General features: G+C 67.3%; 15 protein-coding genes and 2 pseudogenes. 10 read left to right on the plus strand and 7 right to left on the minus strand.

All coding sequences use genetic code 11. The annotated features are described in order from the left end of the window. Nucleotide 1 precedes the first annotated feature (1 nt). The 3 genes from ACQCSY_RS03570 to ACQCSY_RS03580 all read left to right on the plus strand — a co-directional run bounded on the left by ACQCSY_RS03570 (nucleotide 2) and on the right by ACQCSY_RS03580 (nucleotide 3998). The gene (locus ACQCSY_RS03570; protein WP_427133246.1) at nucleotides 2-1654 is read left to right on the plus strand and encodes an LCP family protein; all 1653 of its coding nucleotides are present in this window, start codon (nucleotides 2-4) and stop codon (nucleotides 1652-1654) included. A gap of 63 nt (nucleotides 1655-1717) precedes the next feature. Next, on the plus strand, nucleotides 1718-3025 hold the full coding sequence (manA, locus tag ACQCSY_RS03575) for a mannose-6-phosphate isomerase, class I (protein ID WP_427133248.1): 1308 nt from the start codon (nucleotides 1718-1720) through the stop codon (nucleotides 3023-3025). A 4-nt stretch (nucleotides 3026-3029) separates the two neighbouring features. Continuing rightward, the gene (locus ACQCSY_RS03580) at nucleotides 3030-3998 is read left to right on the plus strand and encodes a lipid II:glycine glycyltransferase FemX (protein WP_427133250.1); all 969 of its coding nucleotides are present in this window, start codon (nucleotides 3030-3032) and stop codon (nucleotides 3996-3998) included. Nucleotides 3999-4006: 8 nt separating this feature from the next. Here the strand turns inward: ACQCSY_RS03580 and galE are convergent, their stop codons facing one another. Both galE and glpX read right to left on the minus strand, forming a co-directional pair. Next, complete coding sequence (galE, locus tag ACQCSY_RS03585) at nucleotides 4007-4981, minus strand: UDP-glucose 4-epimerase GalE (protein WP_427133252.1); 975 nt, start codon at nucleotides 4979-4981, stop codon at nucleotides 4007-4009. Between the two features lie 126 nt (nucleotides 4982-5107). Then, nucleotides 5108-6130, minus strand: coding sequence for a class II fructose-bisphosphatase (gene glpX / locus ACQCSY_RS03590; protein WP_427135655.1), 1023 nt, complete (start codon nucleotides 6128-6130; stop codon nucleotides 5108-5110). A 232-nt stretch (nucleotides 6131-6362) separates the two neighbouring features. Here glpX and ACQCSY_RS03595 point away from each other — a divergent pair, with 232 nt between their 5' ends. The 3 genes from ACQCSY_RS03595 (at nucleotide 6363) to ACQCSY_RS03605 (ending at nucleotide 9242) form a co-directional block, all read left to right on the plus strand. Beyond that, a complete protein-coding gene (locus ACQCSY_RS03595) occupies nucleotides 6363-7055 on the plus strand; it encodes a DUF4245 domain-containing protein (protein WP_427135657.1) in 693 nt (230 codons plus the stop codon). A gap of 9 nt (nucleotides 7056-7064) precedes the next feature. Continuing rightward, nucleotides 7065-7679, plus strand: coding sequence for a carbonic anhydrase (locus tag ACQCSY_RS03600; RefSeq protein ID WP_427133254.1), 615 nt, complete (start codon nucleotides 7065-7067; stop codon nucleotides 7677-7679). A 126-nt stretch (nucleotides 7680-7805) separates the two neighbouring features. Then, nucleotides 7806-9242, plus strand: coding sequence for a class II fumarate hydratase (locus ACQCSY_RS03605; RefSeq protein ID WP_427133256.1), 1437 nt, complete (start codon nucleotides 7806-7808; stop codon nucleotides 9240-9242). A 101-nt stretch (nucleotides 9243-9343) separates the two neighbouring features. Here ACQCSY_RS03605 and ACQCSY_RS03610 read toward each other — a convergent pair whose 3' ends face one another. Further along, nucleotides 9344-10012, minus strand: a complete 669-nt coding sequence (locus ACQCSY_RS03610; RefSeq protein WP_427133258.1) for a VWA domain-containing protein — start codon at nucleotides 10010-10012, stop codon at nucleotides 9344-9346. A gap of 155 nt (nucleotides 10013-10167) precedes the next feature. Between ACQCSY_RS03610 and ACQCSY_RS03615 the strand changes: the two genes are divergently transcribed. Continuing rightward, nucleotides 10168-10839: a TetR/AcrR family transcriptional regulator gene (locus tag ACQCSY_RS03615; protein ID WP_427133260.1), complete on the plus strand. Its 672-nt coding sequence runs from the start codon at nucleotides 10168-10170 to the stop codon at nucleotides 10837-10839. Nucleotides 10840-10895: 56 nt separating this feature from the next. Next, a pseudogene (locus tag ACQCSY_RS03620) lies at nucleotides 10896-11069 on the plus strand (MFS transporter); the annotation flags it as partial. On the opposite strand, the pseudogene ACQCSY_RS03625 reads toward ACQCSY_RS03620, so the two are convergent. The 3 genes and pseudogenes from ACQCSY_RS03625 to ACQCSY_RS03635 form a co-directional block, all read right to left on the minus strand. Next, a pseudogene (locus tag ACQCSY_RS03625) lies at nucleotides 11064-11141 on the minus strand (NUDIX hydrolase); the annotation flags it as partial. The pseudogenes ACQCSY_RS03620 and ACQCSY_RS03625 overlap by 6 nt on opposite strands. A gap of 17 nt (nucleotides 11142-11158) precedes the next feature. Beyond that, nucleotides 11159-11548: an META domain-containing protein gene (locus ACQCSY_RS03630; RefSeq protein ID WP_427133262.1), complete on the minus strand. Its 390-nt coding sequence runs from the start codon at nucleotides 11546-11548 to the stop codon at nucleotides 11159-11161. A 355-nt stretch (nucleotides 11549-11903) separates the two neighbouring features. Further along, nucleotides 11904-12458: a prepilin peptidase gene (locus ACQCSY_RS03635; RefSeq protein WP_427133264.1), complete on the minus strand. Its 555-nt coding sequence runs from the start codon at nucleotides 12456-12458 to the stop codon at nucleotides 11904-11906. Between the two features lie 58 nt (nucleotides 12459-12516). On the opposite strand from ACQCSY_RS03635, the gene ACQCSY_RS03640 reads away from it, so the two are divergent. Together ACQCSY_RS03640 and ACQCSY_RS03645 are read left to right on the plus strand one after the other, a co-directional pair. Continuing rightward, a complete protein-coding gene (locus ACQCSY_RS03640; protein WP_427133266.1) occupies nucleotides 12517-13335 on the plus strand; it encodes a hypothetical protein in 819 nt (272 codons plus the stop codon). Nucleotides 13336-13397: 62 nt separating this feature from the next. Further along, nucleotides 13398-14042 (plus strand): GNAT family N-acetyltransferase, encoded by a 645-nt coding sequence (locus tag ACQCSY_RS03645; protein ID WP_427133268.1) that lies wholly within the window; start codon nucleotides 13398-13400, stop codon nucleotides 14040-14042. A gap of 142 nt (nucleotides 14043-14184) precedes the next feature. Here the strand turns inward: ACQCSY_RS03645 and ACQCSY_RS03650 are convergent, their stop codons facing one another. After that, nucleotides 14185-15627: a PhoH family protein gene (locus ACQCSY_RS03650; protein WP_427133270.1), complete on the minus strand. Its 1443-nt coding sequence runs from the start codon at nucleotides 15625-15627 to the stop codon at nucleotides 14185-14187. Between the last annotated feature and the right edge of the window lie 209 nt (nucleotides 15628-15836).

Below are 15836 nucleotides of genomic sequence, written 5' to 3' on the forward strand. Positions count from 1 at the left end.
CATGACCAACAGCTACGCCCCTTCGCCGCCGGAACGGCAGAACGACCCGCGGCCGAAGCCGCGGTCCAGACAGGCCCAGACCGATCCGGTGCGGTACCCCTCGGGTGCCCCCGCCCCGGTCGTGACCAAGCGGGCGTTTGTCCTGATCCTGATGACGCTGCTGGTTCCCGGCAGCGCCCAGACCGTCGCGGGAAGCCGCCGGCTGGGAAGAATCGCGCTGCGAGTCACCTTCACGGTCTGGGCGCTGGCCCTCCTGGCGATCGGGCTGCTCCTGGTCGACCGTTCAACGCTCATCAACCTCATTGCCAGCCCCGTCGCCTCGCTCCTTCTGGTCATCGGTCTCGCGGCGCTGGCCCTCGGCTGGGCTGCCCTGTTCATCAACACCCTCCGGCTGATCCGCCCCGTGCTGCTTGCCCCCGGGATCCGGCCCGCCGTCGGCATCGCCCTCGTGCTGGCCATGGTCCTGGGCAGCGGCTCCGTTGGCTACGCCGCGTACCTGCTCAACGTCAGCCGCGACGCCATCGGCAGCATCTTCTCCGGCTCCGGCCCCACGCTCGAGCCATCGGATGGCCGGTACAACTTCCTGATGATGGGCGGCGACGCCGGGGCGGACCGCACCGGCCGCCGGCCGGACAGCCTCTCGGTCATCAGCGTCGACGCCAAGACCGGCAAGACCGCCATCATCTCGGTGCCCCGCAACCTCCAGAACGCGCAATTCAGCAAGGGCTCGCCGATGCGCAAGGTGTATCCCGACGGCTACAACTGCGGCGACGAATGCCTCATCAACGCCATCAACACCGAAGTCACCAACGAGCACAAGGACCTGTACCCCGGCGTGGATGACCCGGGAGCCCAGGCCACCCTCGAAGCCGTGTCCGGAACGCTCGGCATCAAGGTCCAGGCCTACGTGCTGGTGGACATGGACGGCTTCTCCAAGCTGATTGATGCCATGGGCGGCATCCGCATCAAGGCCGGCGGCTGGGTTCCCATCAGCGGCGACATGATCGACGAGGCCAACGGCATCCACGGCATGCCCCAGGGCTGGATTCCCGCGGGAGACCAGAAACTCGATGGCTACCACGCCCTCTGGTACGGCCGTTCCCGTGAGTTCGTGGACGACTATGCCCGCATCCAGCGGCAGCAGTGCGTCCAGCAGGCGATGCTGAAGCAGCTGGACCCGGCAACCCTGCTGGCCAAGTTCGAGGACATCGCCAAGGCCGGAACCAAGGTGGTTGAATCCAATATCTCCTCCAGCCAGCTCGGCAGCTTCGTGGATCTGGCCATGAAGGCCAAGGGCAAGGACGTGAGCCGCCTGACCATCGGTCCGCCCGACTTCGATGCGGCCTTCTCCACGTCCCCGGACTTCGACGTCATCCACAAGCGGGTCCGCCAGCTCCTGGCGGCCGGTCCGTCAGCCGGCGCTGCCGACGACACCATCCGGCAGCCCGGGACGGCGGCCGGGGGGCCGCTGGCCGCCGCCGGAACGGAGCCGGGCACGCAGCCCTCACCGCCGCCGTCGGACTTCACCCCGGTGACCACTACCCCGGAGGGCGAGCCCATCACCGAGGAAATGCTCAACCAGTTCAAACGCCTGGGCGACGAACAGTCGATCCGCAACCTGGTCGCCACCAACGGCCAGTGCGCGCCGCTCTAGTGGCCGGGAATCAGTGGCCGGAAATCAGCGACCATCTTTCAGTGACCAGATAGGGACCAGGCAGTGTACGAACTCGAGAACGTTCTCCGGCCCTACGCCTGGGGGTCCACGACGGCCATCGCCGGGCTGCTGGGCAGGCCTGCCTCCGGCGGTCCCGAGGCGGAGCTGTGGATCGGGGCCCATCCGGATTCCCCTTCCGTGGTGCTGGCGCCAGCCGTCGCTAGCGGTTCGGGACGGCACGTGCGGGAGCCGCACTCTCCCGAACGCCGCAAGGGCGGACGGCTGGCCCTGGACGCGTTGATCGCCGAGGACCCGGAGCATCATCTGGGCAGCGGGAGCGTGGCCGAATTCGGTCCCCGCCTCCCGTTCCTGCTCAAGGTCCTGGCCGCGGAAAGCCCCCTCTCCCTGCAGGTGCACCCGACGCTCGACCAGGCGCGGGAGGGCTTCGCCCGTGAGGAGGCGGCCGGCGTCGACCATGCCGCGGCGGGGCGTAACTACAAGGATGACAACCACAAACCGGAAATGATCCTCGCGCTGACGCCCTTCGAGGCGCTCTGCGGTTTCCGGCCGGCCGCGGAATCCCGCGCGGTCTTCCTGCATCTGGCGGCGTGCTTTGACCTGGCGGGCATGGAGATTCCGCCGCTGATCCCCCGGTTGCTGGAAGACCTGGCGCAGCCGGAGGAGCATGCAGCCCTGCGCTCCGCCTTCGAGCGCCTGATCGCCGGCGGCGAGGATGTTTCCCGCGCGACGGCCATGGTCTCCGCTGCGCTGATTTCGGGCGCTCCCATGGCCCCGCACCAGGCGGAGCTGTCCACGGTCGTCAACCTGAACGGCCGGTATCCCGGCGACCCCGGAGTGCTGATCTCGCTGCTGCTGAACCGGATCTCGCTGGCGCCCGGGCAGGCCGTGTACCTGCCGGCCGGCAATGTCCACGCCTACCTGCACGGCCTCGGGATCGAGGTCATGGCGTCGTCGGACAACGTGCTCCGCGGCGGCCTGACACCAAAGTTCGTGGACGTGCCGGAACTGCTGAGGACCGTCGCCTTCGAAGCCGCCGGGGTTCCGACGCTGGCTGCCGAGACCTCGGAACTGGGCCAGGAGCTCTTCCGCCCCCCGTTCCGGGAGTTCCAGCTGCAGCGGGTGGAGCTTGCACCCGGGTCCGGGCCCGTCCCGCTGGCGCAGTCCGGTGCCGCCGTCATCATCGTGATCTCCGGATCCGTCCTCCTCGACTCCCCCAAGGGCGACCTGCAGCTGGGCCGCGGCGCGAGCGCCTTCCTGCCCGCCGCCGAGGCTCCGGTCAACGCGCACGCCGTCTCCGGCGCAACCGGAACCGCCCTGGCTTTTGCCGTCACCACCGCACTGAAAGCCTGACACCGTGGACTATTTCCTGCAGAGCCCCCCGTGGGCCGATTTCCAACGTGCGCTGGGCCGCACGGTCCACGAGCAGTCCGGACCCGGCTGGAGCTTCCTTGCCGTCGAGGAATCCAACCCGGCCGGAAAGCTGCTCTACGCGCCGTACGGCCCGGTGGCCGAATCGCTGGGGGCGTTCGACGCCGCGCTGGCGGCGCTGACGGGGGTGGCGCGAGGGTGCGGGGCCGTGTTTGTCCGGATTGAGCCTGTCAGCTGCGGCTTCGGGGCGTCCGACGCCGACGCCGTGCTCCGCCGCCGCGGCCTGCAGCCGGCACCGGTGAACCAGCAGCCCGAGCTCAGCTGGATCGTGGACCTGGGCCGCGACTTCAAGGACGTCCTGGCGGACATGAAGCCGGTGAACCGCAACCTGTACCGGAATATCCACAAGAAGGGCGTGACGTTCCGCTCCAGCCAGGATCCGGCTGAGATTGCCGTGCTCCTCGACTTCCTTCACATGACCGCCGCGCGCAACGGCTTTAAACCCCAGAGCGATGAGTACCTGAGTCAGGTGGCCCGCTCACTGATGCCCGCTGGTGCCGCGACGCTCTTCATCGCCGAGCTCGACGGCGGCCCCATCGCCGCGGCCCTGGCCTACGATTCCGCGGATACCCGGACCTATGCCCACGCCGCACTGGATGACACGCACCGGAAGCTGAGCGCGGGGATTCCCCTCCTGGTCACGCTGATGGCCGATGCCCAGGAGTTGGGCCTGAAGCAGGTGGACCTCTGGGGCGTGGCGCCGGCGGACCAGCCGGACCACAAGTGGGCCGGCTTCACGGCGTTCAAGAAATCGTTCGGCGGCCGCGAGATCGCGTACCCCGGAACGTGGGACCTGCCGGTAAAGAAGCTGCGCTACGGCGCGTACCAGCTTGCACGGAAGGGCGGCCAGCTCGCCAAGACGCTGCCCTCCAGGCTCCGCCAGCTTCCTGGCTAGCCTTCTGGTTATCTTCCTGCAGAGCGCGCGTACTTTTGCGCCGCGTAGGCGCTTGCGACCATTTCCTCCACGGAGTGCCGCATTTTCCAGTCGAGGTCCCGGGCGGCCAGCTTGCCGTCCGCGACAATCCGGTCCGGATCCCCTGCCCGGCGCGGGCCGATCTCCGGCTCGAAGTCGATACCAGTGACCTGGGCCATCGCCGTCATGATCTGGCGCACCGAGAGCCCGTCTCCCGAACCGAGGTTGTACACCCGCTCCAGCGGCCGGCCCGCGGCGAGGGCCTGCGCGGCCGCCACGTGCGAGGTCGCCAGATCGGCCACGTGCACGTAGTCGCGCACGCACGTACCGTCCGGGGTGTTGTAGTCCGTGCCGTTGATGCGCGGCGTCTGGCCTGCCGTCAGCGCCCGCAGCACAATCGGGAACAGGTTGTGCGGACTCGTGTCGTAGAGCTCGGGCGCACCGGAGCCGACCACGTTGAAGTAGCGCAGGGAGGTGTGGTTCAGGCCCCGGGCCCGGCCCTGGTCCCGGATCAGCCATTCGCCGATCAGTTTGCTCTCCCCGTAGGGCGATTCGGGGTTGGTCGGAGTGTCCTCGGTGACGACGTCGCCGGTGGGCGTTCCGTACGTCGCTGCCGAGGAGGAGAAGACCAGCTTGTCGACGCCGGAGAGCTCCATGGCCTGGAGCAGCTGCGCGGTGCCGGTGACGTTCTGCTCATAGGTCAGCAGCGGCTCCTGCACGGAGACGCCGGCGTACTTGAATCCGGCGAGGTGGATCACCCCGGTCACGGCGTGGTTCTTCAGCGTGTGGGCTACGAGGTCGGCGTCGAGGATGCTGCCGTGGACAAAGGGCACGCCGGCCGGAACGAATTCGCGGTGCCCGCTGGACAGGGAGTCGATCACCACCGGCTGGATCCGGGCCCCGCGCAAAGCGGAAACCACATGCGAACCGATATATCCTGCACCACCAGTCACGAGCCACGTCATGGCTCCACCCTATCGAATCCCAGGACCCGTGCGGCGAATCCCGGAATTAAGACAGCGAATCCCGGGGCGCGGATTGCGGCCCCGGGATTCCGGTGCTGGTTGGGTGCCGGTTGCTGCCGGCAGGTGCTAGCCCTTGCGGGCGTAGCCCTCCCACTTGCTGGCCTGGTGCTCGCCGTCCACGAAGCGGATGGTGCCGGACTTGGACCGCATCACGATGGACTGCGTGAGGACCTTGTCCTTGGAGTAGCGCACGCCCTTGAGGAGGTCGCCGTCGGTGATGCCGGTGGCGGCGAAGTAGCAGTTGTCGCTGGAGACGAGGTCGTTGGTGGAGAGCACACGGTCGAGATCGTGGCCGGCGTCGATCGCCTTCTGCTTCTCGTCGTCGCTCGTGGGCCACAGCCGGCCCTGGATCACGCCGCCGAGGGACTTGATGGCGCAGGCCGCCACAATTCCTTCGGGTGTTCCGCCGATGCCCATGAGGGCGTCGACTCCGGTACCGGCACGCGCGGCGGCGATGGCACCGGCGACGTCGCCGTCCATGATGAACTTCGTGCGGGCACCGGCTTCGCGGATTTCCTCCACGAGCGGGCGGTGGCGGTCGCGGTCCAGGATCATGACGTTGAGCTGGTTGACCTTGACGCCCTTGGCCTTGGCGATGAGGTGCAGGTTCTGCTTGACCGGCAGGCGAAGGTCCACCATGTCGGCCGCTTCCGGGCCTGTGACGAGCTTTTCCATGTAGAACACGGCGGAGGGATCGAACATCGTGCCCCGCTCGGCCACGGCCAGCACTGCCAGGGCATTGTTGATGCCCAGCGCCGCCAGGCGGGTTCCGTCGATGGGGTCGACGGCGACGTCGCACTCGGGACCCGTGCCGTCACCGACACGCTCGCCGTTGAAAAGCATGGGGGCTTCATCCTTCTCGCCCTCACCGATGACGACGACACCGTTGAAGTGCACGGTTTGAAGGAAGGAACGCATGGCGTCGACGGCGGCGCCGTCGGCCTTGTTCTTGTCCCCAAAGCCGACCCAGTGGCCGCCGGCTATGGCCGCGGCTTCGGTGACGCGGACAAGTTCCAGAGCAAGGTTGCGGTCAGGCTCGTCGATCCCGACGGCGAGCGAGGGGGAAAGCGTGGAGTACTTCTGGGACATAGGCGCTGGTGTCACGTGAACCTCTTCTTCGAGTGGCGATCGTTGAACCCGTACGGCCAGTATCGATCCGTCATCGATCCGTCGCGGTGATTCGTCTGGTACTGATCATAGTCGCGGCCGCCTCCCCAGGTCATGGGATGACCGGCACGTGAAACACATCACCCCGCGGCCGGCCTGTCGGGCCGAATGTGAGATCGGCTCAGTTATGGGCGACTATAGAGGGGTGAGTGAATTGCAGGACACGTCCCCGGCAGCCCAAGGCTCCCCCCGCGCCGGAGCCCCCGCGGGAGACCCGGCCGCAGCCGGGCAGCCGCCCGTCAGGCCCGTCATCCCGGCCGCAGCGGCGAAACGCGCGAACGCCTCCGTGATGGGCATGATCCTTGCCCTGGTGGTGAGCATCGCGGCTTTCCTGCCGATCGTCCTCATGAACCCGTCGCCCAAGAGCGACGGGTACCGGCCCGACATCAACGTCGGCGCCGTCGCGCAGAACGCCGCGGGTGTGGCGGGATTCACACCGGTGGCGCCTGCGCCGGGCGACACATTCCGCACCAATTACGCCCGTTGGGATTCCGGAGCGGGCAGCGGCGTTGCCACCTGGGAGGTCGGCTACCTCACCCCCAAGGAGTCCTTCATCGGACTGGTGCAGACGCGGCAGGCCAACCCCACCTGGCTGCTGCAGCAGACGAAGAACGCCCGGGTGACCGGAACCCGGAGCGCCGGCGGACAGGATTGGGAACTCCGCGACACCGGCAAGGGCGAGAAGAGCATGGTGCTTGTCCACGGCGGCACCACTGTCATCCTGACCGGCACGGCGCAACTGGACGAATTCTCGGTGCTGGCAGCCGCCGTCGTGAAGTCACTTGGGAGCGCGCCGGAAGCAACAATTTCACCCTCCGCCATTTCTACCCCCACCTCTACACAGTAAGGTCAGGCCGTGGCCACTTATCTGACTCCTGCCCTTGCCTGGCGCCGCCTCCGGGAAGGCAACGAGCGTTTCATCGCCGGCAAATCTTCCCATCCCAACCAGGACGCCTCGCGCCGTTCGTCCCTTGTAGAGAACCAGCACCCCTTCGCCGTGATCTTCGGCTGCTCGGACTCCCGGCTGGCCGCCGAAATCATCTTTGACCTGGGGCTGGGGGACGCATTCGTCGTCCGCACGGCCGGACAGGTGATCGACGACGCCGTGCTCGGCTCGCTGGAGTACAGCATCAGCGAACTCGGCGTGCCGCTGATCGTGGTCCTGGGCCACGACAGCTGCGGAGCCGTCAGCGCCACCAAGGCGGCCGTCGAAACAGGCCAGATGCCCATCGGTTTCATGCGCAGCCTGGTCGAGCGGATCACCCCGTCCGTCCTGACCGCGCTGCGTAACAATCAGCACGACATCAACGACATGGTGGTCGAGAACGTCAAACAGACCTCGCACCGCCTGGTGGACAGTTCCCGTGTGATTTCCGACGCAATCGAAAGCGGCAGGGCCGCCGTGATCGGGCTCGCATACAGCCTGGCTGAAGGCCGGGCCGACGTCGTTTCCGGAATCGGCGAACTCTAGGACCCTGCCGGCGGTCGGCCGGCGGTCGGCCGCTGGTCCGCCGCTGATCGGCCGGTGATCGGCCGGCACTACACCGGCGCCCTTCACGGTTTTCGATGGAACGCCCACTCCCAATAAGCTAGCCCCATGACTTCCATCGAACAGTTGAACACCGAAGAATTCCGCATAGAACACGACACGATGGGCGAAGTCCGCGTCCCCGTGAACGCCCTGTACCGCGCCCAGACGCAGCGTGCGGTAGAAAACTTCCCCATCTCCGGCAAGACCCTGGAACGCGCCCACATCGAGGCCCTGGCGCGCGTCAAGAAGGCTGCTGCCCAGGCCAACGCTGAACTGGGAGTGCTCGACGGCGAGCTGGCCCAGGCGATCGCCGACGCTGCGGACGAGGTTGCCGCGGGCAAGTACGACGGCGACTTCCCCATCGATGTCTTCCAGACGGGCTCCGGCACGTCCTCGAACATGAACACCAACGAGGTCATCGCCGAGCTCGCCTCCCGCGCCCTCAAGGCCGCCGGGAGCGACAAGGTGGTCCACCCGAACGACCACGTCAACGCCTCGCAGTCCTCCAACGACGTCTTCCCGACTTCGGTCCACGTGGCCGCCACGTCCGCGCTGATCAATGACCTCATTCCGGCCCTCGGTTACCTGGCGGATTCGCTGGAACGCAAGGCTGTCGAGTTCAAGGACGTCGTGAAGTCCGGCCGCACGCACCTCATGGACGCTACCCCCGTGACCCTGGGCCAGGAGTTCGGCGGCTACGCCGCCCAGGTCCGCTACGGCGTCGAACGCATCAATGCCTCCCTCCCCCGCGTCGCCGAGGTCCCGCTCGGCGGCACCGCGGTCGGCACCGGCATCAACACCCCGGCCGGGTTCCCGGAACGCGTGATCGAACTGCTCGCCGCCGACACCGGCCTGCCGCTGACCGAGGCCCGCGACCACTTCGAGGCCCAGGCCAACCGCGACGGCTTGATCGAGGCCTCAAGCCAGCTGCGCAACATCGCGATCTCCTTCATGAAGATCAACAATGACCTCCGCTGGATGGGCTCCGGTCCCAACACCGGCCTCGGCGAAATCGCGATCCCGGACCTGCAGCCGGGCTCCTCGATCATGCCCGGCAAGGTCAACCCCGTCATCTGCGAGGCCTCCATCATGGTGTGCGCCCAGGTCATCGGTAATGACACCGCCATCGCCTGGTCCGGCACCAACGGCGCCTTCGAGCTGAACGTCGGCATCCCGGTGATGGCCGCCAACCTGCTCGAGTCCGTCCGGCTGCTGGCCAACACCAGCCGCGTCATGGCAGACAAGATGATCGACGGCATCACCGCCAACGTCGAGCGCGCCCGCTTCCTCGCCGAGGCCTCGCCGTCCATCGTCACCCCGCTCAACAAGTTCGTCGGCTACGAGAACGCCGCCAAGATCGCCAAGAAGGCCGTGGCCGAGGGCCTGACCATCCGCGAGACCGTGGTCGCCATGGGCTTCCTGGAGCGCGGCGAACTGACCGAAGAGCAGCTGGACACCGCCCTGGACGTCATGTCCATGACGCGTCCGCCACACAAGGCCTAGCCCCGGCGCACGGCGCACAGCCCACAGTACGTACGTCCGGCGGCCGGCACCTTTCCAGCGAAAGGCGCCGGCCGCCGTCGATTGTGGGACGCTGGGTGCCCCTAGACCCGGGGAGCCTCTCCCCCGGCGGCCTCCCGCTCCTCCGGCGTGTAGGTCGCAGCCGCCGATGCCTCCGCCAGGCTGGCACCACCCATGCGCGCCTCCCGCAGCCGGCGCGTCTTTGCGGACTGGACCGAAAAGGCCGCGTCCACGTTGCCGGCGGCGTAGGTCAGGGCGTCCTCGGCGCGGATGCCCAGGCCGCCGGCTGTCAGCACGGCGTCCTGGTTGGCGCCAAGGTACGTGAACTGCCAGCCCCATTGGCTCTGCTGCCGCTCGACCAGGGACTTCACCATGGCGCCGGTGGCCTCGCGCGACGAGTTTTCTTGGCCGTCGGTCAGCACCGCTACGAGCACGGTGCCCGGACGCTGCTCCTCCGGGAGGCCCGCCAGTTCGGCGCCCGCTTCCCCGATCAGCCGGACCATGGCATCGTAAAGGGCCGTGCTGCCTCGGGGCTGCAGATCCAGGGGCGGCACGTCCTGGATGTCCACCGAGGCGTACACGCGCTCGTAGCTGTCATCGAACTGCGACAGGGACAGCCGGCATCGGCCGCCTACAGCCTGCTGTTCCCGGACAAAGGCCGCGAACCCGCCCATGGTGTCGTCGGCGATGGCACTCATGGATCCGGAGCGGTCCAGGAGGACGTATACGTGCGTAAGCGCTGAGTCTGTCATGCTTCCCCATTTCCGGCCCGGGCGCGTCCCGTGCCAACTGATTCCAGCGGAATGGCTGGACACAGTCAGGCTACGACCGGGCACCGACAAAAAGGCAACGGGACCACACACGTTGAATTTTGCACTAAAGAGAATTAAGTGCAAAACTTCACTATGTGAGCAACAGTGCAATTATTGAGGGCGGACTCCGTGAGCGCAAGCGCGCCGCAACGCGGGCGGCGATCACCGCCGTCGCGCGTTCCCTGACAGCCGAGCGCGGGCTCCACGGCTACACCGTGGAGGAGGTCTGCGAGCAGGCCGACATCTCCCGGCGGACTTTCTTCAACTACTTCCCCTCCAAGGAAGACGCCATCATCGGGCCCGTCGACGACGAACTCCCCGCCGAAATCTTCGAAGACTTCATCCGGGCCGGTGCGGATTCCCCGGCCGGCAAAATTTCCGCTTCGCTCCTCTCCGACCTCGTGCAGCTTTGCCTTGATCTGTCCGAACGGATGAGCTCCTCCGAGGAAGAGACCCGCCAGCTGATCGGCGTCGTCCAGAAGGAACCGCAGCTGATGCTGCGGATCATCGGCGCCTCGGAAGAACGCGAAGCCGAATTCTCGCGGATGCTGGCGGCCAGGGAAGGCGTCAGCGCGGACCATCCGGTAGTCCGCATGGCCGTGGTGCTGGCCGGCGGGATCGCCCGCAGGTCCAGCATGGCCTATTTCTCCGAAGGAAATACCCGCCCGCACAAGGAGTTGCTGCTGGAAAACTTCGCAGCCGCCCGCACGCTCTTTTCCCAGCCTTTTGACCTTTCCCAGTCCAACACCTCCGAAGGAGCGCAATGAGCGCCGCCGTCAGCACCAAGCCAGCAGCCGGGCCGCTGCTGCTGACCTAGAAACGCATCTGGATCATTTTCTCCGCCCTCATCGCGGGCATGCTGCTCTCCAGCCTGGACCAGACCATCGTGTCCACGGCCATGCCCACCATCGTCGGCAAGCTCGGCGGGGTGGAACACCAGGCCTGGATCACCACCGCCTACCTGTTGGCCACCACCATCGTGATGCCGATCTACGGCAGTCTCCTCGAGGATTTCCCGCAGCAGGCCCGGCGCGGGCTCCTCGCCGGGTTCGAGGATTCCGGTGATCAGCCCCAAGCGCACGGAAACTACAGCTGGGCATTTGGCCCGGCATCCTCGAATTCCACGGCTTCGTGGCTGTTGCGCAGGACCAGTGAGCGGCCGTCCACCCGCCAGATGACGGGTTGGCTGAAGAGCTCCGTGACCCAGGCCTCGTAGCCGCTTTCCGGACCGAGGCAGCCCATGGCTGTTGCGATCGTCCGGCCGGGGATCATCCGGTCCCCCTGGACCTGGACCTCGACGCCCAGATAGTTGCACGGCGTCTTGACGCCGATTGTCCAGGTTCTGTTGACGAACACGCTCGACACCTCGAGCGGCTGGGTCTTCAGCCAGCTGAGCTCCCCCGTCGCATCCCGGCCGCTGACGGAGCGGTACATCCGGCAGTCGAGCGGCCCACCTGCACATACTGGAACCTGCATCGAGGGCGTGGGTGGCACCGGGCTTGCAGGCGGCCCGGAATCCTGCGGCGAGTCAGGAGCGGGCGGGATGGACGTCGGGCCCGGGATCGACGGCTTAGCCGGTTCCGGCGATTCGGAACCGGGCCGAGGAGTTCCCGGCAGTCCGCCGCAACCACCCAACAGGGCCGCCAGCAGCGGCGCGGCGAGTAACCCGGGCCCCCCGCCTGCGGTTGGTCATGATTCCCCCAATGAAACGAAACGCGGACATGGAACCGCGCGGGCGTTTCACACAAACTACTCCCGGCAACGTTTACAGGGAAGTCCGGCCCGGGTGCGGTTCGTTTCAGTGCACGGGGCTGCGTCGTTGCGGACCGCCTCAGGACACGGGCAGCAGCATGGCGGTGGCGGCACCGGCCAGCATGAAGGGCCCGAAGGGAATGGCCGATTTCAGGGTGCCGCGCCGCACGACGAGCAGGCCAAGGCTCCAGAGCCCGCCGAAGACAAACGCGGCAAAGGTGCCCGCAAAGACATGCGGCCAGCCCAGGAACCCCAGGTACATCCCCAGGACCCCTGCCAGTTTCACGTCGCCGAACCCCATGCCCGGCGGGTAGACCGCGCGCAGGAGGAAATAGAACAGCCACAGCACCGCTCCCCCGGCAAGGACGCGCAGCCCAGGCACGCCGAACAGCCCGGCGTCGGGCGCGGCGGCAGCGTCCTTCGCGCCCAGGAACATGTGGCTTGCGGCGGCGCCAAGCAGGAGGACCCCGGCGACTGCATACGAGGGAAAAACGATCCGGTCCGGCAGCAGGTGGTGCCGGACATCGATGACGGTAAGCCGGACGGCCATGATCGCAAAATACGCGCAGGCGGCCATGACCAGCCAAAAGGCCGGCACGTTGGCTGCGCCGAGTTCGCCGAGTCGTTGGATCACTCTCGGATGCTACTGGATATTCCCCGGGCGTGGCTGGCCCCGCGCGTAAACTGTGGATATGGTCGCATGGGACAGCAGGAACCGGCGTGAGCCGCGCACGCCCGCTGGCCCGGCGGAGCAGGCGGCGGCCTTCAGGAACCTGTGCCGTTCCTCGCCGTGGAAGTGGCAGTCGCTGAGGTTCGAATACGTGGACCGGCCCGTGGCGGCTTCCGCCGCTGCCGCCGTTCCCTCCGGTCTCGTCAGGGCCGATCTCGTCAGGGCCTGGCTGCGGCGCCCCGGAGCCCTGCGGCTGGAGACCGCCGACGGACTGGTCCTCCACAGCACCACCGGCATCAATGATTCCCGGGACGGCTTCTATGTCCGTTCGACGAGGAAGTCGTGGCTCCTGCCGCCGCAACTGGTCACCCCGGTGTACGACGACGGCGGCCTGGTCCGCCGCCGGCCGGAGGCCGCCTACGGTGAGCCAACCTTCGGCAACGGCCGCTTCGCCGCCGCCCTGGACCCCGTGGAGCTCGCAGGGAACTCCCCGGTGCCCCTGGAATTCCCGAACGCCAACGCCGTGGAACTGGGCCCCATCACCGAGGTGGACCACGAGGGCAGGCCCGCCCTGGAAACCACGGTTAGCCCCAACGCCGGCTACCGCCCTGCCGATCCCGGAGCTCCGCTCTGCCGTCCGGGACGCACACTGCTGAGGATCGACGCCGGCACCGGCGTCTGCGTCGCGAGCCGCTGGCTGGAGGACGAGCCCGCGGGCTACGGCCACTGGCTCCGGATCCTGGCCGTGGACGAGTACATGCTGGATGACCTCTTCCTGGCCGAATCCATGAACCTCACGGACGTACGCCGGCACATCAGCTGGGATGTGGCGGCGGAGTGACCGGCCCGGTGAACGCGGGCGTGTGACTGGCAGCCTCGGCTCCGTACCGTTAGGCTTCCCGGATGACTGAGCTCGCCGCGTACTGGCCCCCTTTCGGCCTGACCCTGACCACGCCCCGCCTCGTCCTGCGTCCCATCCGCGACGACGAAATCCCTGCGGCGGTCAGGGCCGCCCTCAGCGGCATCCACGAGCCGGGCCGCAGCCCCTTCAGCAACCCCTGGAGCGAGGCCCCGGCGCACGAACTGGGGACCAACATGGCGCAGTGGTACTGGCGGTGCCGAGCCGGCATGACGTCGGAGGAGTGGACTCTGCTGCTGGGGATCTGGCACGACGGCCAGTTCATCGGCTGCCAGGACGTCGAGGCGAAGAACTTCCCGACGCTGAAGACCGTCACCACGGGCTCCTGGCTCCGGCAGGATGTGCACGGCCGCGGCTTCGGCAAGGAAATGCGGGCCGCCGTCGCGCTGTATGCCTTTGACTGGCTCGGCGCGGAAGTCGCGGAATCCGAGGCTGCCGCCTGGAACCGGCAGTCCCTCGGCGTCTCGCGTTCCCTCGGCTACGAACTCAACGGCGTCACGCGCGCGTCCTGGGGCGGCAATGCACAGGACGTCCAGAAAGTCCGCCTCACCCCCGTCACCTTCAAGCGCCCGGACTGGGACCTAAAGGTGAAAGACCACGAGGCAACGGCCAAGTACCTGGGGATCTGACGACCGGCAACCGACCCCGAGTGGAAGTCCCCTTAACCACCATCGACTGCTCCGTAAGCGCCGTTTAGAGCGTTCGTAACGGCACTTCTGGAGCAGTCGATGGGGTCAACCGGACCACGGCCCAAGGTATGGCCGGGAGGGCCTAGATCTCCGCCCCTTCCAGCAGCTCCGTCACGAGTGCCGCGATCGGCGAGCGCTCGGAGCGGGTGAGGGTGATGTGGCCGAAGAGCGGGTGCCCCTTGAGCGTCTCGACCACGGCGGCCACGCCGTCGTGCCGGCCCACCCGCAGGTTGTCGCGCTGGGCGACGTCGTGGGTCAGGACGATCTTCGAGTTCTGGCCGATCCGGCTCATCACGGTGAGCAGCACGTTCTTCTCCAAGGACTGTGCCTCGTCCACGATCACGAACGCGTCGTGCAGCGAGCGCCCGCGGATGTGCGTCAGCGGCATGACCTCGAGCATGCCCCGGTCCATCACTTCCTCCACGACTTCCTGGCTGACCAGCGCACCCAGGGTGTCGAAGACCGCCTGTGCCCAGGGGTTCATCTTCTCCGCCTCGGATCCGGGCAGGTAGCCGAGTTCCTGGCCACCCACCGCGTAGAGGGGCCGGAAGACGATCACCTTGCGGTGCTCCCTGCGCTCCAGGACAGCCTCGAGGCCGGCACACAGGGCCAGCGCGGACTTGCCGGTGCCGGCGCGTCCGCCGAGGGAGACGATGCCGACGGCCGGGTCCATGAGGAGGTCGATCGCGAGCCGCTGCTCGGCCGAACGCCCGTGCAGCCCGAAGACGTCGCGGTCACCCTTGACGAGGCGGACCTGCTTGTCCGCCCCCACCCGGCCGAGGGCGGATCCGCGGCTGGACAGCAACACCAGCCCGGTGTTCGTCGGCATCTCGGCCGCCGCCGGAATGAAGACCGGCTCGTGGCCGTAGAGGGTGGCAACCTCGTCCTCGCTCGCATCCACCTCGGCGACGCCGGTCCAGCCCGAATCCTTGACGAGTTCGTTGCGGTATTCGTCGGCCATCAGCCCCATGGCCGAGGCCTTGACACGCATGGGCAGGTCCTTGGACACGACGGTCACGTCGCGGCCCTCGTTGGCCAGGTTCTTGGCCACCGCCAGGATCCGGCTGTCGTTGTCCCCGCCGCGGAAGCCGGCGGGAAGCACTTCGGCGGAGATGTGATTCAGCTCCACCATGAGCGTGCCGCCGTCTGGCCCGAGCGGGATGGGCCGGTCCAGGCTTCCGTGCTCGACGCGCAGGTCGTCCAGCAGCCGGAGCGCCTTGCGGGCGAAGTAGCCGAGCTCCGGATCATGCCGCTTGCCTTCGAGCTCGGTGATGACGACGATCGGCAGGATGACCTCGTGCTCGGCGAAACGAAGTATTGCCCGCGGGTCCGAGAGCAGCACTGAGGTGTCAATCACGAAGCTCCGGGCGGTGCCCTGGCTCGCTGTTTCTTCCCCGGAAACAGCAAGACCGGCCGCAGCGTCAGAATTCGCTGCACCGGTCTTTGAGGTGGCTCGCTTGGCGCGAGAGGTAGCTTTCCGTCCCTGGTCGGAAATGACGTCGGGCAGTTGTTCAGAAATAGCCACATCGACTCCAGCCCCGGGGCACATGCCCGGAATTGTTATAGGTGAGGCGGCTCGGCCTGGAGGCCGGAAGCGGCCTCCCATACACCCGGTGCGAAAATCCGCTCCATGTATTGGCCTCCCCGATCGGCTGGCGAATTGCCTGCTGATGGGATTAGCGTAAATCTCCGACCCCGCTTTGCGCGCCTATTTTTCGGCGATTCTTGTTGCCA

It is taken from the genome of Pseudarthrobacter sp. S9, assembly GCF_050156545.1.
Taxonomy (GTDB): Bacteria; Actinomycetota; Actinomycetes; order Actinomycetales; family Micrococcaceae; genus Arthrobacter.

Excerpts from the sequence above, each read along its gene's own strand:
- ACQCSY_RS03630 (WP_427133262.1), bottom strand. The coding sequence starts at position 11,548 with ATGCAGGTTCCAGTATGTGCAGGTGGGCCGCTCGACTGCCGGATGTAC.
- ACQCSY_RS03605 (WP_427133256.1), top strand. The coding sequence starts at position 7,806 with ATGACTTCCATCGAACAGTTGAACACCGAAGAATTCCGCATAGAACAC.
- glpX (WP_427135655.1), bottom strand. The coding sequence starts at position 6,130 with ATGTCCCAGAAGTACTCCACGCTTTCCCCCTCGCTCGCCGTCGGGATC.
- ACQCSY_RS03640 (WP_427133266.1), top strand. The coding sequence starts at position 12,517 with ATGGTCGCATGGGACAGCAGGAACCGGCGTGAGCCGCGCACGCCCGCT.
- ACQCSY_RS03645 (WP_427133268.1), top strand. The coding sequence starts at position 13,398 with ATGACTGAGCTCGCCGCGTACTGGCCCCCTTTCGGCCTGACCCTGACC.
- ACQCSY_RS03570 (WP_427133246.1), top strand. The coding sequence starts at position 2 with ATGACCAACAGCTACGCCCCTTCGCCGCCGGAACGGCAGAACGACCCG.
- galE (WP_427133252.1), bottom strand. The coding sequence starts at position 4,981 with ATGACGTGGCTCGTGACTGGTGGTGCAGGATATATCGGTTCGCATGTG.
- ACQCSY_RS03610 (WP_427133258.1), bottom strand. The coding sequence starts at position 10,012 with ATGACAGACTCAGCGCTTACGCACGTATACGTCCTCCTGGACCGCTCC.